General features: G+C 66.2%; 26 protein-coding genes. 17 read left to right on the top strand and 9 right to left on the bottom strand.

The features are described 5' to 3' along the window. Nucleotides 1-64: 64 nt before the first annotated feature. Nucleotides 65-1,831: a bifunctional metallophosphatase/5'-nucleotidase gene (locus GO986_RS01770; protein ID WP_157457514.1), complete on the bottom strand. Its 1,767-nt coding sequence runs from the start codon at nucleotides 1,829-1,831 to the stop codon at nucleotides 65-67. A 96-nt stretch (nucleotides 1,832-1,927) separates the two neighbouring features. Between GO986_RS01770 and murF the strand changes: the two genes are divergently transcribed. From murF to GO986_RS01695, 15 genes are all read left to right on the top strand, one after another. Then, a complete protein-coding gene (gene murF / locus GO986_RS01765) occupies nucleotides 1,928-3,202 on the top strand; it encodes a UDP-N-acetylmuramoyl-tripeptide--D-alanyl-D-alanine ligase (RefSeq protein ID WP_157457513.1) in 1,275 nt (424 codons plus the stop codon). A gap of 228 nt (nucleotides 3,203-3,430) precedes the next feature. After that, a complete protein-coding gene (locus tag GO986_RS01760; protein WP_232337345.1) occupies nucleotides 3,431-4,213 on the top strand; it encodes a hypothetical protein in 783 nt (260 codons plus the stop codon). Between the two features lie 321 nt (nucleotides 4,214-4,534). Next, nucleotides 4,535-5,713: a type IV pilus assembly protein PilM gene (pilM, locus tag GO986_RS01755; RefSeq protein ID WP_157457512.1), complete on the top strand. Its 1,179-nt coding sequence runs from the start codon at nucleotides 4,535-4,537 to the stop codon at nucleotides 5,711-5,713. Continuing rightward, nucleotides 5,706-6,410: a fimbrial assembly protein gene (locus GO986_RS01750; RefSeq protein WP_369409082.1), complete on the top strand. Its 705-nt coding sequence runs from the start codon at nucleotides 5,706-5,708 to the stop codon at nucleotides 6,408-6,410. Before pilM ends, GO986_RS01750 begins: the two co-directional genes overlap by 8 nt. Further along, nucleotides 6,400-7,044: a type IV pilus inner membrane component PilO gene (locus GO986_RS01745; RefSeq protein ID WP_369409081.1), complete on the top strand. Its 645-nt coding sequence runs from the start codon at nucleotides 6,400-6,402 to the stop codon at nucleotides 7,042-7,044. Before GO986_RS01750 ends, GO986_RS01745 begins: the two co-directional genes overlap by 11 nt. Next, entirely contained in the window at nucleotides 7,041-8,261 is a 1,221-nt protein-coding gene (locus GO986_RS01740; RefSeq protein ID WP_157457511.1) for a hypothetical protein, read from the top strand. Before GO986_RS01745 ends, GO986_RS01740 begins: the two co-directional genes overlap by 4 nt. A 3-nt stretch (nucleotides 8,262-8,264) precedes the next feature. Beyond that, complete coding sequence (locus GO986_RS01735; RefSeq protein WP_157457510.1) at nucleotides 8,265-10,274, top strand: secretin N-terminal domain-containing protein; 2,010 nt, start codon at nucleotides 8,265-8,267, stop codon at nucleotides 10,272-10,274. Between the two features lie 93 nt (nucleotides 10,275-10,367). Further along, nucleotides 10,368-11,516, top strand: a complete 1,149-nt coding sequence (aroC, locus tag GO986_RS01730; RefSeq protein ID WP_157457509.1) for a chorismate synthase — start codon at nucleotides 10,368-10,370, stop codon at nucleotides 11,514-11,516. A 196-nt stretch (nucleotides 11,517-11,712) separates the two neighbouring features. Beyond that, nucleotides 11,713-12,303 (top strand): shikimate kinase, encoded by a 591-nt coding sequence (locus tag GO986_RS01725; RefSeq protein WP_157457508.1) that lies wholly within the window; start codon nucleotides 11,713-11,715, stop codon nucleotides 12,301-12,303. Continuing rightward, nucleotides 12,257-13,333, top strand: a complete 1,077-nt coding sequence (aroB, locus tag GO986_RS01720; RefSeq protein ID WP_157457507.1) for a 3-dehydroquinate synthase — start codon at nucleotides 12,257-12,259, stop codon at nucleotides 13,331-13,333. Before GO986_RS01725 ends, aroB begins: the two co-directional genes overlap by 47 nt. A gap of 79 nt (nucleotides 13,334-13,412) precedes the next feature. Continuing rightward, nucleotides 13,413-13,844 carry a type II 3-dehydroquinate dehydratase gene (gene aroQ, locus GO986_RS01715; protein WP_157457506.1) on the top strand — a complete coding sequence of 144 codons (432 nt, stop codon included), beginning with the start codon at nucleotides 13,413-13,415 and terminating at the stop codon, nucleotides 13,842-13,844. Then, the gene (locus GO986_RS01710) at nucleotides 13,841-14,251 is read left to right on the top strand and encodes a hypothetical protein (protein WP_157457505.1); all 411 of its coding nucleotides are present in this window, start codon (nucleotides 13,841-13,843) and stop codon (nucleotides 14,249-14,251) included. The genes aroQ and GO986_RS01710 overlap by 4 nt, the downstream gene beginning before the upstream one ends. A 229-nt stretch (nucleotides 14,252-14,480) precedes the next feature. Continuing rightward, nucleotides 14,481-14,906 carry a 50S ribosomal protein L13 gene (rplM, locus tag GO986_RS01705; protein ID WP_224575052.1) on the top strand — a complete coding sequence of 142 codons (426 nt, stop codon included), beginning with the start codon at nucleotides 14,481-14,483 and terminating at the stop codon, nucleotides 14,904-14,906. Beyond that, nucleotides 14,906-15,307 (top strand): 30S ribosomal protein S9, encoded by a 402-nt coding sequence (gene rpsI, locus GO986_RS01700; RefSeq protein ID WP_157457503.1) that lies wholly within the window; start codon nucleotides 14,906-14,908, stop codon nucleotides 15,305-15,307. Before rplM ends, rpsI begins: the two co-directional genes overlap by 1 nt. 83 nt (nucleotides 15,308-15,390) lie before the next feature. Further along, entirely contained in the window at nucleotides 15,391-15,963 is a 573-nt protein-coding gene (locus GO986_RS01695; RefSeq protein ID WP_157457502.1) for an antibiotic biosynthesis monooxygenase, read from the top strand. Between the two features lie 61 nt (nucleotides 15,964-16,024). On the opposite strand, the gene GO986_RS01690 is transcribed toward GO986_RS01695, so the two are convergent. From GO986_RS01690 to GO986_RS01680, 3 genes are read right to left on the bottom strand one after another with little or no spacing between them, the layout of a single operon-like run. Beyond that, complete coding sequence (locus tag GO986_RS01690; protein WP_369409080.1) at nucleotides 16,025-16,492, bottom strand: NfeD family protein; 468 nt, start codon at nucleotides 16,490-16,492, stop codon at nucleotides 16,025-16,027. A gap of 5 nt (nucleotides 16,493-16,497) precedes the next feature. After that, nucleotides 16,498-17,418: an SPFH domain-containing protein gene (locus tag GO986_RS01685; RefSeq protein ID WP_157457501.1), complete on the bottom strand. Its 921-nt coding sequence runs from the start codon at nucleotides 17,416-17,418 to the stop codon at nucleotides 16,498-16,500. A gap of 16 nt (nucleotides 17,419-17,434) precedes the next feature. Then, entirely contained in the window at nucleotides 17,435-17,998 is a 564-nt protein-coding gene (locus tag GO986_RS01680; protein WP_157457500.1) for a histidine phosphatase family protein, read from the bottom strand. 90 nt (nucleotides 17,999-18,088) lie between these two features. Here GO986_RS01680 and GO986_RS01675 point away from each other — a divergent pair, with 90 nt between their 5' ends. Next, nucleotides 18,089-19,546 carry an ATP-binding cassette domain-containing protein gene (locus GO986_RS01675; RefSeq protein ID WP_198170351.1) on the top strand — a complete coding sequence of 486 codons (1,458 nt, stop codon included), beginning with the start codon at nucleotides 18,089-18,091 and terminating at the stop codon, nucleotides 19,544-19,546. A gap of 5 nt (nucleotides 19,547-19,551) precedes the next feature. Then, nucleotides 19,552-20,109, top strand: coding sequence for a PsbP-related protein (locus GO986_RS01670; protein WP_157457498.1), 558 nt, complete (start codon nucleotides 19,552-19,554; stop codon nucleotides 20,107-20,109). Between the two features lie 37 nt (nucleotides 20,110-20,146). Here GO986_RS01670 and GO986_RS01665 read toward each other — a convergent pair whose 3' ends face one another. The 5 genes from GO986_RS01665 to GO986_RS01645 form a co-directional block, all read right to left on the bottom strand. Next, nucleotides 20,147-20,968: an HAD-IIB family hydrolase gene (locus GO986_RS01665; protein ID WP_369409079.1), complete on the bottom strand. Its 822-nt coding sequence runs from the start codon at nucleotides 20,966-20,968 to the stop codon at nucleotides 20,147-20,149. Further along, entirely contained in the window at nucleotides 20,965-21,486 is a 522-nt protein-coding gene (locus GO986_RS01660; RefSeq protein ID WP_198170350.1) for an HAD hydrolase family protein, read from the bottom strand. Before GO986_RS01660 ends, GO986_RS01665 begins: the two co-directional genes overlap by 4 nt. Before the next feature lie 256 nt (nucleotides 21,487-21,742). Next, the gene (locus GO986_RS01655) at nucleotides 21,743-21,886 is read right to left on the bottom strand and encodes a hypothetical protein (RefSeq protein WP_157457496.1); all 144 of its coding nucleotides are present in this window, start codon (nucleotides 21,884-21,886) and stop codon (nucleotides 21,743-21,745) included. Nucleotides 21,887-21,952: 66 nt separating this feature from the next. Further along, entirely contained in the window at nucleotides 21,953-22,408 is a 456-nt protein-coding gene (rplS, locus tag GO986_RS01650) for a 50S ribosomal protein L19 (RefSeq protein ID WP_157457495.1), read from the bottom strand. Between the two features lie 282 nt (nucleotides 22,409-22,690). Further along, complete coding sequence (locus tag GO986_RS01645; RefSeq protein WP_157457494.1) at nucleotides 22,691-23,218, bottom strand: GNAT family N-acetyltransferase; 528 nt, start codon at nucleotides 23,216-23,218, stop codon at nucleotides 22,691-22,693. Nucleotides 23,219-23,381: the final 163 nt, after the last annotated feature.

The following is a 23,381-nucleotide window of genomic DNA, read 5'->3' as shown; positions in this document are numbered from 1 at the left end:
CCTAGAGCAAAAGGCCGATGGCCAGGGCTTTCATGCCCCGGCCATCTTTTGTGTTCTTGCCGGATTAGGGCAGAACGACGATGCGGCCCTTGACGGTGTTCGTCAGGCTGGGGCCCTTCAGCTTGAGGTAGTTGCTCAGCACGTCGGTGTCGGCCACGCCAGGCAACTGCACGACATTGGTCGCGCTCTTGAATGCCGCAAAGTTGTCGCCACCCGCCGCCAGGAAGTTGTTCGTGGCAATGCGGTAGGTGCCGGTGGGGCTGATGGCCGTGCCGTTCAGTTTGATGCTGGCAATGTCGATCTTGCTGCCCGCCGCAGCGCTCTGGCTGTAGCTGTAAGTGAAGCCTTCAGACACTTGCAATAGCTTAACTGCCTCAGCATTGCCGCCTGAGAACTGCTGCTCCAGCATTTCGTCAATCTGGGCGCCGGTCAGGGTTAAGATAGTGGTGGTATTGCCGAAGGGGTTTACGGCGAACACGTCCCCAAAGTTCACGGCGTTGTTAGCTTTGATCTTGGTGGAATCTGGCAAATCGGCGCGGATGCCGCCGGGGTTCATGATGCCAATAACAGCGCCTCGGTCCTTGCCGGCTTCCAGAAGGGCGTCGGCAATCACGTCGCCCAGGGGTGACTCGGTGTTACGGGCGTTGGCGATCCCGCGCTGAATCTGAGGTGAACCCAAGCGGGCGATCTCGACGCTGCTGATGGCAGCCACTTTGCTCTTGGCGGTGGTCACAATCTGCGTCTGCGCAAAGTCAAGCTGACCCGCCTTCTCGCGCTCCGTGTAATTGACCACCAAGTTTTCCGCTTTCACAGTTATGACCTTGTGGTTGGCCTTGTCCACCGTCAGGTCGAGGCGCTGCAGGAGGTGACCGTACTGCTCACCCTGAATGACGATGCGGTCCTTGCCAGTAGGATCGGGAACCAGGCAGTTGTACCCCTGGTGGGTGTGGCCGCTGATGATGGCCGTCACGGCCGGGTCTACCCGCTTGGCAATGGTGTAAATGGGGCTGTCAGTCTTGAGAACCTTGCAGCCCACGGTCGCGTAGGTTACGTCGGCGTTGATAGGCTTGCCGTTGGCGTCAGTCTTGACAATTTCACCGCCTTCGTGGATCAGCATGATGATGGCATCTACGTTCTGACGCTTCAGTTCGGGGACGACAGCATTAACGGCGTCGGCCTCATCCGTAAAGGTCAGCATGCTGACGCCGTCTGGGCTGACAATGGTCGGCGTGGTCTTGGTCACAGCCCCCACAAAGGCAATTTTGGCGCCGCCTACGTTCTGTACCACGTAGGGAGCAAAGGGGCTCCCCGTCTTGCCAGAGCTGGCGTTGTACTGCACATTCGCGCCGATCCACTTAAAGGTCGCGCCCCGGTAGTTGGGATCAAACTTACAGGCCTTGGCCTTGTCGTTGCTGTCGCAGCCGCCATTTTGCATCCGCAGCAGCTCGGTCAGGCCCTGGTCAAACTCGTGGTTGCCCAGCGCGCTGACCGACATCCCCAGGGCGTTCAGGGCGTACACCGCCGGCTCGTCGCGCAGCAGACCCGAGGTAATGGGGCTGGCGCCAATCAGGTCGCCGCCGCCCACGAAGACCGTGTTGGCGTTGGCCTTGCGCGCCGCCGCCAGTTCAGCGCCGATGGCTTCCGTGCCGCCCGCGCTAATAGGCTTCTCTGCTCCAACTGGTGTAAAACCGGTCGGTTCCAGGTTGCCGTGAAAATCGTTCAGGCCCAGCACCGTCACGTTCACCGGGTCGGGCGTCAGGGTGCTTGGGGGTGTCGTACAGGCGCTCAGGCCCAGGGCCACAGTCAACAGCAGCAGAGGCGTTTTTCTCATAAGAGGCTTTCATTGTACTCAGTTCTAAAAAGGCGGGATGAGTGTCAGGGCTGGTCTGCCAGGTTCCCTTAGTGGGGGCTTTGCTAGCCTCGGGCCATGCTTGACCCCCATCAATTGCCGTTCAGCGCTGCTGTCCACCCGCAGGCCCGACCCGCACAGCACCTGACCTGGGACTCACGCGAGGCGGGGCCAGACACCGCGTTCGTGGCGCTGCCCGGCGAGCGGATGCACGGCAACACGTTCATAGATCAGGCGCAGGCGGCGGGTGCGCCGTTCATCCTGACCGACTTAGACGTGCCGGGGGCTGTGCGGGTGCCTGACGCCCAGGCGGCCCTGTTCGCCTGGGCACGCGCCGAGCGGGCGCACGCGCCGCTGGTCGTGGGCATCACCGGCAGCGCCGGTAAAACCACTGCCAAGAGCTACGCGGCGGCGGCCCTGGAGGCCCTGTTCATGCCGGTGTACAACACTATGCCCGCTATCGCCTGCTTTCTGATTGAACATGGCCGCGCCGGGCGCCCACTGGTGGTCGAGATGGGCATTGACCGCCCCGGCGAGATGGCCGAACTGATGGTCCTTGTGCGGCCTGACGTGGGCGTGGTGACGACCATCGGCCCAGCGCACCTGGAACAGTTGGGCAGCGTGGAGAACATCGCCCGGGAGAAAGGCGAGATTCTGGCCGGCACGCGCAGCCTGGTGGGAGCGCAGGCGGCGGCCTCTTATCCCGGAGCCCAGAGCTACGGCTTTGGCGACGTAACCTTCAGGGGAGAGACCCTCAGGATCACGCCGGAGGGTGCGCGCTTTACCTTTGCCGGGGTGCCAGTCTTTCTGCCTCATGGGGCGCCGGTTCAGGCCGAGGCCGCTGTGCTGGCGCTGGTGCTGGCCCGTGAAGCGGGCGTGGCGCTGCCCGACGCAGCGGCCCGGCTGCGGGGCGTGCATGTGCCCGGCGGGCGCTACCGGGTGCATCCGGGGCGCTTTACCGTGATTGACGATGCTTACAACGCCTCGCCTGTGGCGGTCCAGGCAGCCCTGGACGCCCTGCAGACCCTGCCAGGGCGGCGCATTAGCGTGCTGGGCCGCATGCTGGAACTGGGCCCGACCGAGCGCGAACTGCACGCCGAAGTCGGCCAGGCGGCGCGGCAGAAGGCAGACGTGACCTACGGCGTAGGGGCGTTCGCCGCCGAGCTGGGCGAACGGGCCTTTGCCACGGTGCCCGAGCTGCTCGCCGCCCTTCTGGCGGACCTTCGGGACGGCGACACCGTGCTGGTTAAGGCCAGCCGCGGCATTTCCTGGACGCCAGAGCGCCGCGCTCAGGAAGGAGTGGGGTTGGACGTGGTAGTGCAGGCTTTGCTGCAAGCAAGAGGCGACGCCTGACAGCGGCGGCAATTCCACCTTGAGGCATAGGACGCCGCTCAATTCCACTTTCGCCACTGCCTCTTACAGAGACTTACTTCCTTCGCCTCAGCACGGTTGAGGCCCATAGCCTTCAACGAGTCCGGGTTGTTCTGTGAGATGCACTTTTAAGGAGCGGGCGTCGCGGGTGTCCTCATACCACCTCAAACCTCTGCGCCGCCCAAGCACTGTGCTGATACCAATGGGCTCATGAGCGCCCGTCCCGACCTTCATGCCCCTCAGCGGTTCGGGACCGACAATGCGGCCATGCGCGCCCTGCTGCCGTCCCTCCTTGCCCCCCTGCTGCTCGCCGCCTGCGCGCCAACCCAGACGGCTTCACCGACTGGAGCGGCGCTGCCGTTCCGGGTGGCTTTCAGCGATCTGGGGGTGGCGTGGACGAGTGGGGGCCGGGCGTGCGTGGCGCGGGCGCCGTCCTTTTCGCCGGTCTGCCCGACCATACCCAGAGCCACCGATGTCGCCTGGCAGGGCGAGGACGCCTGGGCCGCCTTGCCAGGATTGGGGGTCACCGTCACCCTGGACCGCGCCGCCCGCACGGTCAATGTGGGGCGGGTGGTGGCCCTGAGCAGCACCCGCGCCTACCGCGAAGACGGCAGCGCCGTGACTTACGGCGGTCAGCCGGCGCCCGGCGTCCTTGGCGCCCCCGAGGCCGCCCTGACCAGCCCCCAGGGCGAGGACTTTGTGTTACTGGCTGGCCGGGTGGTGCGTGTGGCGACCCAGACGGGCAGCGGGAGCGCCGCGTTTTTGACCCTGACGCTGGACAGTGTGGTCGGCGCGGCGCAGCCCCAGGTGCAGACACCCAGCGGCACCTACCGCCTGACAGGCCAGCGCCTGGAACGACTGGATGCCACGGGGCGGGTGCTGACCAGTGTGCCGCACAGCGAAGCACGCATTGGCGTGGTGGGCGCCCAGCTGGTGACCGTGACGCCCAGCGGTCAGATCCGGGTGTTCGGCCCTGACCTTCAACCGCGCTAAACACGCTTTATTGGCAGATCAGCAGGTGTCGGGCAGGCCCTTCCACGCATCCAGGAGCCATCCACAACCTCAGGCTGACCAGACTCCCCGCGCTGTCCACGACCCTCTTGCCCAAATCTGCCCAGGCTCTCATTTTGCCCACCAGGGCGGTGTTATTGGGTTTCGTACAGATGTAAGTGTTCGGTAAGCGGAATGATGGTCATATGGCCCAAGCCCATGACCCTCACGTCCTTCTTTCTGTCGCCTGCTTGCCGGCTCCCCCAGCCCCCTTCCCTCAGTCAGATGAGGGAATGCTAAAATCCGCGTGACCCTGGAGGGAGAATGTCGAGTTTCCTGAACCGCTTATTGAATCCACGGCCGAACGCGCTTGGAGTCGAAATCGGCACCAGCGCCATCAAGGTTGTGGCGCTGCGTCCCGGCTCTCCGCCTTCCCTCCAGCACGCCATCATGGTGCCGACCCCCATCGGCAGCATGCGCGACGGGCTGGTTGTCGAACCGCAAGCAGTGGCCACCGAGCTGAAAAACTTGCTGGCCCAGCACCGCATCACCACCCGGCACGCCGTCACGGCGGTGCCCAATCAGGTGGCCGTGACCCGCAACATCATGGTCCCCAAGATGGAGCGCAAGGACCTGCAAGAAGCCATCAAATGGGAGGCCGAGCGCTATATCCCCTACCCCATTGATGACGTGAGCCTGGACTTTGACCTACTGGACGACCCGGCCAACGTCCCCGACGACGGCCAGATGGAAGTCGTCATTGCGGCGGCCCCCACCGAGGCCGTGGCCCGGCAGGTCGAGGTGCTGCGCCTGGCGGGCCTGGAACCTGTGGTGGTGGACCTCAAGAGCTTTGCCTCGCTGCGCGCCCTGCGCGGCAACCTGCTGGGCGAACACCTGACCAAAAGCACCCTGACCGGCACCAACTACACCGAGGCCGGCGAGGTCGCGCTGGTCATGGAAATCGGCGCCAGCAGTAGCGTCATTAACCTCGTGCGCGGTGAACGCGTCCTGATGGCCCGCAACATCAATGTGTCGGCGGACGACTTCACGACTGCCCTGCAAAAGGCCTTTGACCTGGACTTCACGGCCGCCGAGGACGTCAAGCTGGGCTACGCCACGGCGACCACCCCCACCGAAGACGAGGAAGACCTGCTGAACTTCGACATGGCCCGCGAGCAGTACAGCCCGGCGCGCGTGTTCGAGGTGATTCGTCCGGTGCTGGGCGACCTGATTACCGAGATTCGCCGCAGTCTGGAGTTCTACCGCGTGCAGAGCGGCGACGTGGTCATTGACCGGACCTTCCTGGCTGGCGGCGGCGCCAAGCTGCGCGGCCTGGCCGCCGCCATCAGCGACGCGCTGGGCTTCCGGGTCGAGGTTGCCAGCCCCTGGCTGACGGTGCAAACCGACCAGGCCAATGTGGACACCGGCTACCTTCAGGCCAACGCGCCCGAATTTACTGTGCCGCTGGGGCTGGCCCTGCGGGGGGTGAACAGCCGTGGTTGAAGTCAACCTGCTGCCGCAGCAGTACCGCAAGCAGGCCGAGCCCAATGCCTGGATTCCAGGGGCCATCGGCCTGGCCGCCGTCACGGCCCTGGCCCTGATTGCCGGTGAGGTCGTGACGGGCACCCGCGCGGGCGACCTGCGCAAGCAGCTGGACGCCCTAAACGGCGAAGCCGCCGCGCTGGCGCCGGCCAGCGCGGAGTACGCCCAGCTGAATCAGCAAAAAACCACGCTGGCGCAGGTTACGGCCGTCTCAGAGCAGCTGCGGGCGGGCAAAACCTACTGGACCAATGACCTGGCCGCCTTTACCGCGCAGCTGCCCACCGGCGGTGGCGTGGCGCTGCAGAGCATGGCGGTCAAGGCCGTAGACGCCAACGCCCTCACGGCCCTGCAACAAACCGGGGTTTACACCGGCAAAAATGTAACCCGCGAGATTGACCTGACGGGCACCGCCAGCAGTCAGCAGGCCGTCGTGAACTTCCTGCGGACCTTTGAGAACAACCCCAACTTCGGCGTGAACTTCCGCAGCCTGCAAAGCGAAGGCGAAACCAGCAACTACACCTTTAACGCCTCGGTGGGCATCGTACAGGCGGTGACTGCCCCCCCGGCGACAGACCCAGCGGCGCCTGCTCAGGACGGCACGGCACCGGCCCCCGCTGCGCCGGCCGGCAGCGCCGAAGGAGCAGGCAGTGTCAACTAAACTGGCCCCGCGCAACATCTTCTTGATCGTGCTGGCGGTTTGCCTGCTAGTCGGTGCGCTGTGGTATGTCATGCGCTTTCAGGCCCGCCAGACCGAGATCAGCGGCCTGCAGAGCGAACTGGACAGCGTCAATGCCCGCGTGCTGACCCTGCGCACCAACGCCGCGCGCCTGCCGGCCCTGCGCGAAGAGGTGGCCAACCTGACTACCGAGCAGCAGATTTTCCTGTCTGCGTTGCCCCAGACGGCCAATTACAACGCCGTACTGGACGAGGTGCGCCTGAACGCCAGCGCCGCCGGGGCCGAGATGAGCGGGTTTACGGTGGCTAACGGTAACGTCACGGGCCTACCGGCCGGCGTGCGCCCCATCAGCCTGAACCTGAATGTCAGCGGGCAGTTTGGTCAGCTGTTCCGTTTCCTTCGCTCACTGGAAACCATGAGCCGCTTCAGCACCGTCACCAGCGTGAACCTGCAACTGCCGCAGGCCACCAGTTTCAACCCGACCCTGGAAAGCACCATGGGCCTGACGGTCTACACCTTTGACCCCACGCAGGCGGGCACAGGCACCGAAGGCAGCGGCGGCACCCCCGAAGCCCCGGCCGCACCCAGCACCGCGCCCGCAGGAGGCACACAGTGACGCGCGCGCCCATCAAACTCACCCGTGAAATGAAGGTGCTGCTGGGGCTGCTGCTGCTGGTGGCGGCCATCGGGCTGTGGTACATCCTGACCAGCAACCGTCAGACCGACGACACGCTGACCACCCAGCCGCCAGTCACCGATCCGGGCACCACAGTCCCCGTGACGCCCGGCACAGACCCCACCAATCCCAGCGGCCCCACCACCAGCGGCGTGGGCGGCAACGGTCAGGTGGAGGTTGAGGTGATTCCGCCCTTCCCCACGGGCAGCGAGACCCTCCCCGGCGAGACGGGCACAGACGACCTGTCTCCCGCACCGGCTGGCATCAATCCTGATACAGCGCTGTCGGCCCTGCCAGGCAACAACCCGTTCCGCCCGCTGGCGCTCGCCCCGACTGAGGGGGGAACAGGGACGGCCACCACCACGCCTCTGCCCACGGATACGAGCGTGACGGCGACCACGCCTGATCCAGCGCCTGTGCAGCCCATCACCAACACGGGCGGCGTGCTGGGTGTCAGCCCTGTCCCAGGAAGTGCAGGCGACACGGGCAGCAGTGATACAGGCGCTTTCCCGATCTCGCAGATTCCCGGCGGCAATGGAGAAACTTCTGTCGGTACGGGCCCAGTGGTGGTCACGCCCATCCCCACCGACGAGGTGCCAGTGGCCACTGGACCGGGCACATCTGGCTCCAGCACCTCAGGTGGAAACAGCACTGGTTCGGTGCCTTCCACTTCAGGTGGGACGGCCACCACTCCAACGCCCACCCCGCCCTCTGCTCCGCCGATCGCTGGCGTGCGGGTTCCCACTGTGACGCGCCTGCCCTCAGGAGTCGCGGCGGTGCCGAGCACCCCTGGCGCGTCGGGTGAACAGACCACGGGCAGCGCCACCACCACAGGAGCCGTCACGGCCACGCCGACCCCGAGCACGCCCCAGGTGATTACCGACCTGGCCGCCGCACCCGCTTCGGGGACCGGCACAACCCCGGCCACGACCACAACTGCCCTGGACAGCTTTGTGCAGACGCAGGAGCTGGGCTTTAACGCGGTGGTGCTGGGCCCCGTCAACACCGCCATCTTCCGCAGTAAGGACGGCTTTGTGGTCGTGTCGGTGGGCCAGAATCTACCCGATACGCAGGTGACCGTCAGAGAAGTCACGGCCACAAGCGCCACCCTCAGCCTGGGCAACAACACGACCACACTCGAACTGGATAAAAGGTGAGCCATGACTAAACGCTTCGCATCCCTCCTGCTGACTGCCGCACTGGGCATGGCCGCCGCACAGACCACCACGCCGGCTGTTCCCGCCTCGGCTGACCCTGCCCTGTCGGGCGCCAACGTCACCATTGAGATTGGCCGCTACGGCGGGCCACTGTCCAGCCTGCTGGGCGCCCTGGCCAAGTCAGCCGGCTACGGCCTGATTCTGGACACCAATGTGGACACCCTGGCCGCCGCCAGCGGCACGACCGACCCGGCCACGCCCGCTGCGGGCACGCCGGCCCAGGCGGGAACGGCCACGACTGGCACAGCGACCACCACGGCCCGGCCCATCGTGTACTCCTTCCAGAACAAGCCCTTTAACGAGGTCTGGCCGCTGCTGATGGACGTGTATGGCCTGAGCTACGACGTGCTGCAACTCGGCGGCCAACCCGTGCTACGCGTCAGCAACACGCCGATTCAGCGTACGGTGACCCTGCGCAATGCCGACGCCACCCAGGCCACACAACAGGTCAAGCTGTTTTTTGGCACCCCCACCTACAGCGAGACCCCGCAGCGCGACGCCCAGGGCAACACAGTCGGCGTAACCCGCAGTCTGGTAGACGTGAAACTGGATTCGGTCACGCTGCGCATCGTGCCGGACATTCGCAGCAACGCCGTGATTGTGCGCGGCACCAACCGCGAGGTGGCCGAGGTCACGCGCCTGCTGGCGCAGCTCGACAGCACGACAGCGACGACCACAGGCGCAACCCCTTCAGCCGAAACGCAGACGGTGCAGCGTGTCTATGCCGTGCGCGGCGCCCAGGCCGATATCACGGGCCTGCTGGCTGCGCAGTACCCAGGGCTGAAAGTCACGCCGGTGGGTCAGACCGGGCAACTGGTGATTACGGGGCCGCAAAACCAGCTGGACGCCGCCCTCACGCTCCTGGGTCAGGTCGACCGGGCTGCGCCGGCCGTCACGAGCGCCCAGATTACCCAGCGCGTCTTTACCCTGATTAACGCGAGCGCCGAGGAAGTCAAAGCGACACTGGAAGGCACACTGGCGCGCGAGGTCACGTCAGGGGCAGGGAGCACCACACCATCTGCCACCACAACCTCCAGCGGCACCAGCACCAGCATTTCGGTCACTTCAGCCCCAGCAGCTGGCCCAACAACCAGCACCCCCACCGCCACGCCGCAGACCAACACCGCGACCATCATTGCTGATAAGCGCACCAACAGCCTGATTGTGCGCGGCACAACTGAGCAGGTCACCCAGATCGCCGAGCTGATTCCACAACTGGACCAGCGGGTCCCGCAAATCAACGTGCAAGTGCGTATTCAGGAAATTACTGAACGCGCCGCACGTAGCCTGGGGGTCAATCTGCGGGCGGGTTTTGGCGGCTTCACGGTGTCCAGCAGTGGCGGCGCTGGCCTGGCCGCCTCCTTTGACCCAACCCAGAGCCTGATTGGCTTTAACCTGGGCGCTACACTGAATACCCTGCAAACCCAGGGCCTGAGCAAGAGTGTGTATGACGGCAGCATTACCATGCAGAGCGGTCAGCGTTCGCTGGGCAGCTCGACAGACACGCAGAATGCGTCAAGCACCGCCGCCGCAAGCATCAAGAGCGGGGGACGCCTGGAAATCAACATTCCAGCCGTTGGTGATGGTCAAGCCATTCAGAAGCAGATTGACTACGGCGTGAATCTGGATTTCTTCAGCCCGCAGGTGGCCCCTGACGGCACCATTACGCTGCGGGTGCGTGGGCAGGTCAACAACCCCAGAACGGCAATTACCGCCAGTTCCCTACCCAACCTGATTGACTTTGCCAACAGCGAAGCCCAAACCACCCTCACCTTTAAGAGTGGCGAGACCTTAATGCTGAGCGGGCTGCTGTCGAACCGGGAAGCCACCACCAACGGCGGCGTCCCCTTCCTGTCCAGCATCCCGGTCATTGGCGCCCTGTTTGGCAACCAGAGCACAACTCGGGAGCAGACCCAACTCCTGGTGGTGATCACTGGCAACGTCGTCCGTTAAATCCAGGTGTTATCTGCGCCCCTGGCCTTAGCTGGGGGCGTTTGTTTGTGCAGGTTGGACGCCTTAACTGCGGCGCACGCTACAGTCGGCCTCATGAGGTACCTGACCGCCGGAGAATCACACGGGCCGCAACTGACGGCCATTCTGGAAGGGCTGCCGGCCCAGTTGCCGCTGGGCAAAGGGGACATCAACCTCTGGCTGAAAAAACGGCAGGGCGGCTACGGGCGCGGGCGGCGGATGGTCATCGAAACCGACGAGGCTGAGATTCTGAGCGGTGTGCGGGCCGGACGAACCACCGGCGCGCCCATTACCCTGGCCATCACCAACAAGGACCACCGCAACTGGACCGACATCATGTCGCCCGAACCCGGCGGCGAGCCGCGCAAGAAGGCCCTGACCGACGCCCGCCCCGGTCACGCCGACCTCACAGGCGGCATCAAGTACCGGCACAAAGACCTGCGGGATGTCCTGGAACGGGCCAGCGCCCGTGAAACAGCGGCGCGCGTGGCGGTGGGCAGCGTGGCCCTGAAACTGCTGGCTGAACTGGGCGTGGAGGGGGCCAACTATGTCTCCAGCCTGGCGGGTATTGAGACTGGAACGCCCTTTGCCTGGGACGCCCTGGAGGCCATTGAGGACAGCGACCTGCGCACCCCGGATGAGGACGCCGCCGCCCGCATGCGGGAACGCATTGACCAGGCCAAGAAGGACGGCGACACCCTGGGCGGCATTCTGGAAGTGCGGTTCCGGGGGCTGCCTGTGGGCCTGGGCAGCTATGTCCACGCCGACCGCAAGCTGGACGGCCGCATTGCCGCCGCCTGCCTGAGCGTGCAGGCCATGAAAGGAATAGAGATTGGCCGGGCCTTTGACAACGCCCAGAAGCCGGGCAGCGGCGTGCATGATCCTATCCATTACCGGGACGGCACCTATGCCCGCGACACCAACGGCGCTGGAGGCCTGGAAGCGGGCATGACCAATGGCGAGGAACTGATTGTGCGTGTGGCCATGAAGCCTATTGCCACCCTGATGAAGCCGCTGCCCACCGTCAACGTGGTCACGCACGAAGCGTCCGACGCCGCCCGTGAACGCAGCGACACCACCGCCGTCCCTGCCGCCGGGGTCATCCTGCAGTGCGTCATCGGCTGGGTGCTGGCCGAGGCGGTGCTGGAAAAGTTTGGCGGCGACACCCTGCCTGAGTTGCAAGAGCGGGTCAGCGCAGCGCGCGCCTACGCCCAGGCGTACTGAGCCGGTGCTGAGCGACCCGGCGGGAGGCGCCCCGCACGACTTCCGCAGAGAGTTGGACGCGGCCCTGCGCGCTGAACTTCAGGAAGAAGAGGGCCGGGCGCAGGGCACGGCAGCGCCGTTCGTGCCCCTCCAGGCCGGCGGACGTTATGACAGAGGCTTCAATCGAAGTTCAGAGGACTGCCGTACACTGTCCTCCATGTTCAGTTCCGGCCTCATCGAGCGCCCGGTGTCGTGGGTGGCGCTGGCGGGGTTCATGGGCACAGGCAAAAGTCGCATCGGCTGGGAACTGTCGCGCGCCCTGGCCCTGCATTTCGTGGACACGGACAAGCTGATTACCCGCGTGGTCGGCAAAAGCATTCCCGAAGTCTTTGCCCAGGAAGGCGAAGGCTACTTCCGCGCCTGCGAACACGAGGTCGTTCAGCGCGTGACCCGGCTGGAACACGCGGTCATCAGCCTGGGGGGCGGCACATTCATCAACGAGGACAACCGGGGCACCCTCCTTGAACGCGGCCCTGTGGTGGTGCTGTGGGCCAGCCCCGAAACGGTCTATCAGCGCACCAAGCACAGCGACCGCCCGCTGCTGCGCGTCGAGGATCCCTTAGGCCAGATTCGCACCCTGATGGACGAGCGCGAACCCGTCTACCGCCAGGGCACCATTCATGTCCACAGCGACGGCCGCCCCAGCGAGGAAATCGTGGAAGAAATCATCGAGCGCCTGTGGGCCTGGGCCGATGTGCAGCATGCCTGGGCCAGCGGCGCCGACCTGGGGGAACGTGCGGCAGATTGAGGTTGGAGGCGGCGCGTCCTACAGGGTCACGGTCGGGGCAGGTCTCCTCGGCCAGCTGCATGTTCCCCACCGCCACGTGGCCCTGATTCATCCCGAAGACCTACCGCCTGCGTTTGTGGCGCAGGTGCAGGCCAGTGTGCAGCCCGTGGTCACCATTCCCGTGCCTGCCCGCGACGACTGCAAGACGCTGACGGTGCTGGCGGGGGTGCTCTCGACGCTGGCCGCCGCCAACATCCCCCGCGACGGCGCCGTGGTGGGGCTGGGCGGCGGCGCGGCCACCGACCTGGCTGGCTTTGCGGCCGCCAGCTACCTGCGCGGCGTGGCGTTCTACACGGTGCCCACGACCCTGCTGGGCATGGTGGACGCCGCAGTAGGCGGCAAAACCGGCGTGAATCTCCCTGAAGGCAAGAACCTGGTGGGGGCTTTCTGGCCGCCCCAGGCGGTGTGGTGCGACACCGACACGCTGGCGACTCTGCCCAGCGCGGTGTTCCGCGAAGGCGCCGCCGAAGCTTACAAGCACGGCCTGATTGCCGACCCCTCCCTGCTGGGCCGCGTGACCAGCCCAGACTTTCATGCCGGCGGACCCACCCTGGAAGGCACTGTGGCCGACGCTATCGCCGTTAAGGCCGGGGTCGTCACGCGCGACCTGACCGAGAAGGGTGAGCGGGCCTTCCTCAACTTTGGGCACACGCTGGCCCACGCGCTGGAAGCCGTAACCCACCACGCCATCTCTCACGGCGAGGCGGTGGGGTACGGGATGCACTACGCGGCGCGGCTGTCACGCGCGCTGGGCGGCGCTGACCTGACGGAGCACACCCTGACCTTCCTGCGCTGGCAGCGGCCTGCTCCCCTGCCTCCCCTGACCTATGACGACGCAGCCCCTTACATGGCCCGCGACAAAAAGGCAGATGCCGATGGCGTGCGCTTTGTCCTGCTGCGAGACCTGGCCCAGCCGTATCTGGGGCGGGTGCCTGAACCTGTCCTGCGTGCCGAGTTTGAAGGGTGGCAGGCAGAGGTACGTGGGCTATAGGCGGCCGGGCGCGCAGAGAGCTAACCAACCCCTCCTCTTGTCCCGCGTGCCGGCCCCCGCCCACTGCTACCTTCTTTGCATGCTGCTCGTTCTGAACGGCCCCAACCTCAACCGCCTCGGCCTGCGTGAACCGGGGGTGTATGGCTCGCACACCCTGGAAGACCTGGAACGGCAGTGCGAGGCCTGGGGCGCCGAACTGGGCGAGTCGGTGACCTGCCGTCAGAGCAACTACGAGGGCCAGCTGGTCGAGTGGGTGCAGGACGCCCAGGAGCACGGCTTTACAGGCATTGTCATCAACCCCGGCGCCCTGACGCATTACTCCTACGCCCTGCGCGACGCCATTGCCGGGCAAAGTGTGCCGGTGGTCGAGGTTCATATCAGCAACGTGGACGCGCGCGAGGAATTCCGGCATAAAAGTGTGACTGCCGCCGTGTGCCGGGGCAAAATCAGCGGCCTGGGCTTCCTGGGTTACCGGCTGGGCATGGAAGCGCTGGTAGAGGACAGAGCGTGAGATTGCCCGCTCTTGATCGCGACAGCTTTGAACTGGTGTCGGCAGAGCAGAAGCATCAGGCCTCACCCGCAACATTCTGGCTGCCACCCGAGGCAGAACGGCAGAATTTGCAGCGGGGTCAGGCGGCAAAGTTGCTGTTCGATATTCTTGTTCAAACTGAGACTGGCGCCCACGAGATCGGTACAGAACGCATGTGGGTCATCGTGGCCGGACGCACCAGCACGGGCTACATCGGAATTCTGGACTCTCAGCCGGCCTCGACTCGGCCAGATCACTACCTCGTCTTTGGTGCCGAAGTCCCTTTTCAGGCAGAGCATATCTGTGATATCGGCGCACCACCTAAGGAATACGCCGAGTGGCAACTTTCCCAGGCCCCAGAACGGCTCTGGCCTCGCCAAGAGGACTGAATACAAACTCCAACTCCATTCAGCGTCTTGCTGGATGAAATTCAGCAGAGCGCGGCGGATACAGCGGCTCTTGCCCACACTCCCCCATTTCTGATACCTTGGCCTTTAGTGTCTTGCGCTTGGTAGAGCGCGGGGCGACCGGGAGGCACCCGGACACGCACGCACAGGTTTCTCCCCCGAAACAGCGGGGCGTGTCGCAGCCAAATCCCCCTTTGTACGGAGTTTGACGGTGAAAACCTACATCCCCAAAAATGACGAGCAGAACTGGGTCGTCGTGGACGCAGCCAACGTGCCCCTGGGCCGCCTTGCGACCCTGATCGCCAGCCGCATCCGTGGCAAGCACCGCCCCGACTTCACCCCCAACATGATTCAGGGTGACTTCGTGGTGGTCCTGAACGCTTCCCAGGTCGCGCTGACGGGCAACAAGCTGGACGGCAAGGTCTACACCCGCTACACCGGTTACCAGGGTGGCCTGAAGACTGAAACCGCCCGTCAGGCGCTGGCCAAGCACCCCGAGCGCGTCATCGAACACGCCGTGTTTGGCATGCTGCCCAAGGGCCGTCAGGGCCGCGCCATGCACAGCCGCCTGAAGGTCTACGCTGGCCAGACGCACCCCCACGCGGCTCAGAAGCCCCAGACGCTCGAGGTCAAATAATGCCGATTCAGCAACCCGAACAGTTCTACGGCACCGGCCGCCGCAAGAGCGCCGTGGCCCGCGTGTTCCTCCGCCCTGGCGAAGGCAAGATCATCGTGAACGGCAAGGAATTTCAGACCTACTTCCGTGGTCTGCTGCGCGCTGTGCACGCCCTGCAAGCCTTCCGTGAAACCGGCACCGCCGGCCGTTACGACGCCGTGATTACAGTGGCGGGCGGCGGCCCCACCGGCCAGGCCGACGCCATCAAGCTGGGCATCTCCCGCGCCCTGCTCAAGGTGAACCCCGACTTCCGCGCGCAGCTCAAGCCCAAGGGTCTGCTGACCCGTGACCCCCGCGAAGTCGAGCGCAAGAAGTACGGCCTCAAGAAGGCCCGCCGCGCGCCCCAGTTCAGCAAGCGCTAACCTTTCCCGCTTCAGCCCCCCTTCTTCGCGGAAGGGGGGCTGTCCGTTTCACTGGAGGTGAACTGCTCTTGACCCAAGCCCCCATGACTGTTCCGTCGCCCAGTTCGGCGGCCCCCGAGGGCGTCACGCTGGTCATCACTGAGCGCGTGCGCCCCTCACGGGTGGACGCCTACGAACTCTGGGCGCGGCGGGTTCATGCGCTGCTGGCCGAACACAGCGGCTTTCTGGGCCTGCATGTCCTGCGTGACCCGTCCGGCCCGGTGCCCGAATACATCACCCTGTTGCGTTTTGCCTCGCAGGAGGCGCTGGACGCCTGGCGCATCAACCCAGCCTACGCGGCGGCGCTGCGAGAACTGCCTGACCTGACGGCGTCCGACGTGGACTACCGCGAGGCCCGCGGGCTGGAAGCATGGTTTGATCGGCCCGCTAGAACCCCCGCGCCGCCCCTGTGGAAAAACGTGCTGGTGGGATTTGTGGGCGTGTACCCCTTGATTCTGCTGTTCACGTACCTCTGCGGCTTCTTCACACGCGGCTGGCCCTGGTGGGCGGCCATTCTGCCGTCGGCCTTTCTGGCGACCCTGTTTCTGAACTGGCCGGTGCTGCCCCTGCTGTCGCGGGCGCTGCGCGGCTGGCTGTATCCCCGACAACGACCGTAAAACGTGGAGCGTGGTCAAGTGTCAGACCACGCTCCACGCTGTTGATCCTCCACTTCACCCCTCACGTCCAGGTGCCGCTCACTTCACGGACATGCAGGGTGGCGCCGTCCGCAGCCACCACGACCACCCGCGCGCCTTGCGGCGTATCCGGGCCGGTGGCCCGCCACTCGCCGTCGCCCACACGGACACGCCCAGTTCCGTTCTGGATGGCGCGGGTCACGGTCACGGTCTGCCCCACCAGCCGGTGCGACCCCTGGTTGATGCGCCCCGACTCGGGCGAATCGGGCAGCACACGCGAGAGGTAGCGGCGGCCCAGCACCACCGCTGCCACGCTCAGCACGGCGAACAGCAGCAGCTGCACCGCCACAGGCAGCGGCAACAAAAACACCAGCAGGCCCAGCGCAAAGGCCGCCAGCGCCAGCCACACGAAGAAGATGCCAGGCGCCGCGACCTCCAGCACCAGCAGCAGGGCGCCCAGCACCCACCAGTGCCAGGACTGCAGGCGCTCCCAACTTGGCAGCCAGTCCACGCCGCTTACCCCTTGCGCCCGCCAAAGGCCTCGCGTGCCACCTCGGCAATCCCTTGCAGGCTGCCCAGCACGCTCGTGGCCTCCACCGGCAGAATCAGGGTTTTCTGGTTGGGCGCGGTGGCCACGTCCCGCAGGGCGTCCACGTAGCGCTGCGCCACGAAGTAATTGATGGCCTGCACGTTGCCCGCCGAGATGGCGTCACTGACCAGGCGGGTGGCCTCGGCTTCGGCCTGGGCGGCACGTTCACGGGCCTCGGCTTCCAGAAAGGCGGCCTGACGGCGACCTTCGGCTGACAGAATCTCGGCTTGCTTCTCGCCCTCGGCCTTCAGAATGGCGGCCTGACGGAAACCCTCGGCGTCCAGAATGTTGGCGCGCTTCTCGCGCTCGGCCTTCATCTGGCGGGCCATGCTGGCGACCAGGTCGGCGGGCGGCTTGATGTCCTTGACCTCAATACGGGTGGCCTTGACCCCCCACGGCTCGGTGGCCTCATCCACAACCGTCAGCAGGCGGGCATTGATCTGGTCGCGGTTACTTAGCAGCTCGTCCAGGTCCATGCTGCCCATCACCGTGCGGATGTTGGTCATGGTGAGGTTCAGAATCGCCAGTTCGAGGTTACTGACCTCGTAGCTGGCCTTGGCGGCGTCCAGCACCTGATAGAACACCACGCCGTCCACGGTGACCAGCGCGTTGTCCTTGGTAATCACTTCCTGGCTGGGCACGTCCAGCACCTGCTCCATCATGTTGACCCGGCGCCCAATTCGGTCAATGTACGGGATGATGAGGTTCAGGCCCGGCTTGAGGGTGCGCTGAAACTTGCCGAACCGCTCCTGGGTCCACTGCGACCCCTGCGGCACACTCTTGACTCCGGCGAACAGCGTGACCAGCACCAGCAGCAACAACACACTGACAAAAATCGTAAATCCCATTCCTGGCCTCCTGTGGCTACAGGCGCTTACGCAGGTTGGGCGGGCCGGGTTCCCAGGTCAGGGTGAGGTGGCCCAGCAGCGGCAGGGAACGCCACAACTCATAGGGAGCCTGCCCGGTCAAGTGGGCGACCAGCAGGCTGATCACCGTGCCGTGCGCCACCACCGCCACGGTGTCCTGAGGGTTGACCTGCATGACGGCGCCCACCGCGTTGCCAAAGCGTACTCGGGCGTCCTGGGCACTTTCCTCGCCGCTGACCACCTGCTCCGGCTGGTCAAAGAAGCGGCGCAGGTCCGCCTGAAAGTCAGCCGGGTCAGGGCGCCAGGGCGCGGTGTAGCGCAGCTGTTCGTGCAGGCCCAGCATGGGACGCAGCGGCACGCCCAGCACCGCCGCCAGACCCTGCGCGGTGGCCTGGGCCTTGGGCTCCATGCTGCACACGACAAGATCAGGACGCGGGCTCAGGGCCGCCAAGAGGGCAGGCAGGGCCACCAGCGCGTCGTCGGCCAGGCGCCAGTCGTGGGCCGGCACGTCTGGGTCCAGGTGCGGCTTGCCATGCTTGATGAGGTGCAGGGTGCGGGGCATCCCCAGCAGGAGAGCATGCCACGGGGTCGCCGCGCCTCAGCCAGATGACAGCGCCTGATGGCCCAATGGCGCCCGCTAGACTCCGGGGCAATGGCGCCGCCTCCCCCTCTCGTTTCGCTTCAGGCAGTCACCGTGCTTCAAGGTGGGCAGCCGGTCTTGCAGAACATCCATCTGGAGGTCAGACGTGGCGAGGCACTGCGACTGTGGGGCCCCAACGGCGGCGGCAAGACCACGCTGCTGCGCCTGCTGGCCGGGCAGGTGGCCCCGGTGGCCGGCACCCGCACCTACGCCCTGGGCGGGCAGCTTCAGCGCTCGGCCGTGCAGGCGCGGCGCACCCTACGAATCGTGGGGCCAGACGCCGAGGCCTTTTACCTGACCCGCGAGTGGGTGCAGACCGTGCGGGACGTGCTGCTGGCCGCCTTTGAGGGCGAGGCGCTGAACCTCTGGGCGGCGGCCCCAGAGGCGCTGACCCGGCTGGAGACCGTCGCGGCCCAGACGGGCACCGCTGCGCTGCTGGACCGCGATTTCCGTACCCTCAGCCACGGTCAGCGGCGGCGGGTGCTGCTGGCCGCCGCCCTGATGCCCTCGCCAGAACTGCTGCTGCTGGACGAATTCACCGATGGCCTGAGTGAAGGGGCCCGCGCCGAACTGGGGCAGGTGCTGACCCGGCTCCAGGCCTCGGGCGTGGCCCTCGTGCTGGCCACCCACCGCCCCGAGGAAGCCCCGCCCCTTCCCTGGCGCACGGTGCGGGTCGAAGGGGGCCAGGCGAGGGAGGAGTCGCCTAACCCAGCGCCAACCTCTGCCCACCTGTCTCTGCCACACGCCACGCCCCACAGCCCACACCCGCTTGTTCGCCTGACCAACGCCACGGTCTACCGCAACGGCCACCGCGCCCTTGGCCCACTGAGTTGGACCTGGCAGGCAGGGCAGCACTGGCTGGTCACGGGCGAAAACGGAAGCGGCAAAAGCACCCTGGCCCGCCTGATTGCTGGCGAACTGCACCCGGCCCTGGGCGGCCACATTGAGCGGCTCTTTCTCACGAGTGACCTTCTGAGCCAGCGCCGCGCGCACATCGGCCTGGTCAGCGCCGAAGTGGGCATCCGCCAGCGGCGCGACTGGACCGGACGCGAGGTGCTGGCCAGCGCCTGGAGCGGCACCGAGGGCTTTGCCCCTGACCTGACCCCCGCGCAGACAGCCGAACTGGCCCAGTTGGCCCGCACCCTGGGCATCAACGATCTGCTGGACCGCCTTGCCGAAGGGTTGTCGCAGGGGCAGCTGCGCCGGTTGCTGCTGGCCCGCGCGGTGCTTCACCGCCCCCGGCTGCTGCTGCTGGACGAGGGGCTGGATTTTCTGGATGCCGGGGCCAGGGCGGCGTTCTGCGCCCTGCTGCCAGACCTGGTGCGGGGCGGCACGCACCTGCTGGTGGTGGCCCACCGCGCCGGGGACGCCCTGAGTGGCCTGACCCACCACCTTCACCTGGACGCGGGACAGGCCGCCTGGGCCGGGCCGCTGGGGTCAGATTCGGCTCACCTTCAGGCTCTACCCTGACGCTCATGAACCGCGTGCTTCTCAGCCTCGCCCTGCTAGCCACCCCCCTGTTCCCGGCCCTGGCCCAGACCGCCCCCACCACGGCGGCGCCCGCCCCCACCGAGCCCCGCACCATTGAGGCCATTACCGCCACCAGCACCAAGGGGTACAGCATCCGCGTGCCCAGCGGCTGGACGCCCCTGAAAAACGCCCCAAACGTGGACGTGGCCTTTATCAACAAGACGGTGGGCGCCCTACGGCCCACCGTGACGGTGGTCGTGCAGGACATTCCTGCCGACCTGAAAGCCACCCTGGCCGACATCCGCGACCTCAACGAGCGCAAGATGCCCGAGGTCGTGACCAAACTGAAGTTCCTGGGCGAGAAGAACGTCAAGGTCAGCGGCGTGCCCGGCATCCTGTGGTCGTACAGCGGCGACGGAGAAGGCGGCGCCGTGCGCTGGACGCAGGTGTTCACCCTGAAAAACAACCGCCTGTTTACCGCCACCCTGATGCTGCCCAGCGGCACCCCCGCCGACCTGGCCGAGCAGGGCCGCGCCATTTTGACCAGCATGACGCTGAAGTAACCAGGGTGATAGGAGTGGGAAGGAGGCAATGGACCACTCACTCCTCCTTCCCACTCTCCTGTTCCAGCCTCTCGGCCCAGGTGTGAAGAAAGGCGCCCAGGTCCTCCTGCCTGGGCACCTGCGCGCGGGCGTGGCGGGCCAGCAGGGGCAGGGTGCCGACCTGCACCCCGTAGCCAGCAATTTCCAGCATGGCCTCATCGTTGTCGCTGTCCCCAAAGGCCACCGTGCGGTCATGGGGGATGCCCAGGGCGTCGGCCATCAGGGTGAGGGCGGCCCCCTTATGGGCTCCTTCAGGCGTCACAGTCAGGAAGTGCGGGTAGGGGGCCTGCGCCCCTGTCAGGACCAGATGCGGGTGAGAGGCGCGCAGGCGTGAGGCCAAGTCCGCCACGCTGGGGTGGTAAAAGCCCACCTTCAGGATGCCGGTGCGCGGCGCCTCGGCCAGCGGCCTGAACTGCCGGGCCACCATCCAGGCCTCGGGCTGGGTGCCGGACGGCAGGTCCACATACAGGGTGCGTTCTGTGAACAGCACCATGCGGGCGCCGTGCAGTTCGTGCGCCAGCACAGCTTCCAGGTCTGTCTCGGTGAACTGCGCTTCCTGGTGGAGGTGCTCGCCCACCAGCAGCCGCCCGCCGTTGTTGGTCGCCACGGCGTCGGGCTGCATGGCGGTCTGCACCTGTGGGGGCGGCAGGTCGCGCCCGGTGATAATCGCCAGCTTGACCCCCAGCGCCCGCAGCCGGGCCAGCGCCGTCACGGTGGCGGCGGGAATCTCACGCCCAGCGTCCGGAATCAGGGTGCCGTCCAGGTCAAAGGCCAGCAGCAGCGGCAGCGTGGTGGGCGCGTCAGCAGGCAGGTCCGTCACGCGCGGCAGCTTAGAGCATTTGGCTGGGGCGGCGCACCTGTTCGTCGGCAGAACCGCAGCAGCTGCACCAGGGCGGCCGGGTCAGGGACGGTCTGGTGGGCAGCAGACAGCGCCGGGTGCGCTCCTACCCGCACCAACAGCCCAGCCTGAGGCCCCATGGCAGCGTCGGCCGAACCGTCGCCCGCCGCCAGAATGCGCGCCTGTGACACCCCCAGGCGCCTCCTGAGCGTCTGAAGGGCGCTGCCCTTGTCGGCGCCCGGCGCCACCAGAACCACACGGTCAGCCCGCTCGCGGATAACCTGGGCCTGAGGGAGGGCCGCCCAGACCTCTGCCAGCGCATCCAGACGTGCCGTGTCGGGCTGCCCGTGAATCAGTTTCAGGAGGCCCTGGGCCAGCGGCCAAGCGGTTTCGAAGTCGGGGTCGCTGGTGCGTAGAGAAGCCTGCCGGGTCACCAGCACCGTCTTTCCTCTGTCGGGGCGCCGCTCGGCCGGGTGCAGGGCCTCTAGGGCAGCCGTCACGGTTGCAGGCCGCAAGCACTGCTCTCTGACCACCCGGCCCCGCTGAAGCAGTTGCGCCCCATAACAGCGCGACACCGTCTCCACCGGCCAGTCGTGTAGAAGGTCCGGCACCCAGGCGCGCGCGGTCAGAATAGCGAGCGGATAACGGCACCCAGACCAGCTAAGGGCAGTCACCCTCAACTGTTCTGGGGCGAACGAAGTGAGTAGCCGCAAAAGACAGCGGCAGAAGTGGAATTGAGGGGATGTTCTTTCCCCCTCAATGGAACTGGCAGCCGCTGTGAGCGCCCCCAGCCGCCCAGGCACGCAACTCCGGCAGGAGTGCGGGAGGAACCTGGCCCGCCGCGTCCAGCAGGGTGCCGTCCAGCTCCAGGGCCAGCAGGTCAAAGGGCAGGGGCCGCACGACCTCTAGCCTAGAGCACAGCAGCCCGCCCCCACACTCGGCGGGGGCGGGCTGAAGACGCTCTGCTTATTCGGCGTCGGTGACGGGTGCGGCCTCGGCCTGGGCGGCGTCCTGCTTGGCCTTCTGGACGCGGGCGGCGTCCTTCATCACGCGGCTGCGGTCGTTCTTGATGCGGGCGGCCTTGCCACGCAGATCGCGCAGGTAGTACAGCTTGGCGCGGCGGACCTTGCCGCGCTCCAGCACGGTGACCTTGGCCAGCAGGGGGCTGGAGAAGGGGAACACGCGCTCCACGCCTTCGCCGAAGCTGATCTTGCGCACGGTGAAGCTCTTGCGGCTGCCGGCACCGTTCAGGGCGATGACCACGCCTTCAAAGGCCTGGTTGCGGGTGCGGTTGCCTTCCACCACTTTGGTTTCCACGCGCACGGTGTCACCGGGGCGGAACTCGGGGTGGTCGGTCTTGATGTGGGGCTGCTCGACGGCGCGCAGAATGGCGCCACGGTTCACTTTAATGCTGCTCTGCATGGGATTCTCCTTCGGCCAGCGGACCACCCCACAGTTCTGCTTTGCAGACAGAGGCGTTCGTACACCTGACTCGGCTGACGGGGTCAGCCAAACCGGAGAAGTATACCTGCCTCGCCGCCCACCGGGCAAGGGGCCTCAGACAAACTCCGGCCCTATCGTTTGCCAAAACGGTGAAATTTGAGCGGATTTGAGCAGCTTCCTAGAAGAGCGAGCAGACGCGGGCTGACGGGCGTGGAGTTGGCGTGCCCTTCTGCCTTGTCAGAGCAACGGACGCACTCCGTCTTAGGCGGTGGGCACCCAGTAACGCCGCAGGGGCCGGTCGTGGTCAGGCACGGTGAACTCGCCTTCCAGCTCGCCGCCGTTGGCCTCAATCACCGCGCGGGAGCCGATGTTCTCCACATCGCAGGTGACCAGGGCACGTTCAATGCCGAGGTCGTGGGCGCGGGCCAGCGCGAGACGCAGGGCCAGGGTGGCGTGCCCCCGGCGGCGGGCGGTGGGCCGGATTTCGTAGCCGATATGACCACCGAACTCGCGCAGCCGCTCATTCAGGGTGTGGCGGATACTGACGCGCCCCAGATAGGTGTCGCCCTCCACCAGCCACAGGTATTCAGAATTAACGAACCCCTCGGGCAGCTCGTTGCCGGGTTCATAACGGCGCAGACTGCTCAGGAAGGTAGGAAAGTCGGCGGCAATAGCCGGCACGTCAAACCCCATCGTGTCGGGAAGGCCGCTGCCATCCGCCTGCGCTTCTCGCACGGCCTCCAGAAAGCTGGTCTGGTAACGGGCGTCGGGTTTCACAAGTTGCGGCATGGCCCAGGGTAAAGGCTCAGGCCGCAGGGCGCCTTCTGGTCCTCTGGCGCCGCCCACCGCCCATGTCCCCACAGTCCGGACGGGCGCGACCAGCACAGGGCGCTGGATTCACCACCACCAGTGGTTGATGCTACCCGAACCGCCGCCTGGCGCACGGTGAATT

Source organism: Deinococcus arboris (assembly GCF_009755355.1).
GTDB lineage: Bacteria > Deinococcota > Deinococci > Deinococcales > Deinococcaceae > Deinococcus > Deinococcus betulae.
The sequence above is the reverse complement of the archived record's forward strand: the minus strand, read 5'-3'. Positions and strand labels throughout refer to the sequence as shown.

Coding starts and splice junctions, on each gene's coding strand:
- GO986_RS01770 (WP_157457514.1), bottom strand. CDS start 1,831: ATGAGAAAAACGCCTCTGCTGCTGTTGACTGTGGCCCTGGGCCTGAGC.
- murF (WP_157457513.1), top strand. CDS start 1,928: ATGCTTGACCCCCATCAATTGCCGTTCAGCGCTGCTGTCCACCCGCAG.
- GO986_RS01760 (WP_232337345.1), top strand. CDS start 3,431: ATGAGCGCCCGTCCCGACCTTCATGCCCCTCAGCGGTTCGGGACCGAC.
- pilM (WP_157457512.1), top strand. CDS start 4,535: ATGTCGAGTTTCCTGAACCGCTTATTGAATCCACGGCCGAACGCGCTT.
- GO986_RS01735 (WP_157457510.1), top strand. CDS start 8,265: ATGACTAAACGCTTCGCATCCCTCCTGCTGACTGCCGCACTGGGCATG.
- aroC (WP_157457509.1), top strand. CDS start 10,368: ATGAGGTACCTGACCGCCGGAGAATCACACGGGCCGCAACTGACGGCC.
- GO986_RS01725 (WP_157457508.1), top strand. CDS start 11,713: ATGTTCAGTTCCGGCCTCATCGAGCGCCCGGTGTCGTGGGTGGCGCTG.
- aroB (WP_157457507.1), top strand. CDS start 12,257: ATGCCTGGGCCAGCGGCGCCGACCTGGGGGAACGTGCGGCAGATTGAG.
- aroQ (WP_157457506.1), top strand. CDS start 13,413: ATGCTGCTCGTTCTGAACGGCCCCAACCTCAACCGCCTCGGCCTGCGT.
- rpsI (WP_157457503.1), top strand. CDS start 14,906: ATGCCGATTCAGCAACCCGAACAGTTCTACGGCACCGGCCGCCGCAAG.
- GO986_RS01695 (WP_157457502.1), top strand. CDS start 15,391: ATGACTGTTCCGTCGCCCAGTTCGGCGGCCCCCGAGGGCGTCACGCTG.
- GO986_RS01685 (WP_157457501.1), bottom strand. CDS start 17,418: ATGGGATTTACGATTTTTGTCAGTGTGTTGTTGCTGCTGGTGCTGGTC.
- GO986_RS01680 (WP_157457500.1), bottom strand. CDS start 17,998: ATGCCCCGCACCCTGCACCTCATCAAGCATGGCAAGCCGCACCTGGAC.
- GO986_RS01675 (WP_198170351.1), top strand. CDS start 18,089: ATGGCGCCGCCTCCCCCTCTCGTTTCGCTTCAGGCAGTCACCGTGCTT.
- GO986_RS01670 (WP_157457498.1), top strand. CDS start 19,552: ATGAACCGCGTGCTTCTCAGCCTCGCCCTGCTAGCCACCCCCCTGTTC.
- rplS (WP_157457495.1), bottom strand. CDS start 22,408: ATGCAGAGCAGCATTAAAGTGAACCGTGGCGCCATTCTGCGCGCCGTC.
- GO986_RS01645 (WP_157457494.1), bottom strand. CDS start 23,218: ATGCCGCAACTTGTGAAACCCGACGCCCGTTACCAGACCAGCTTTCTG.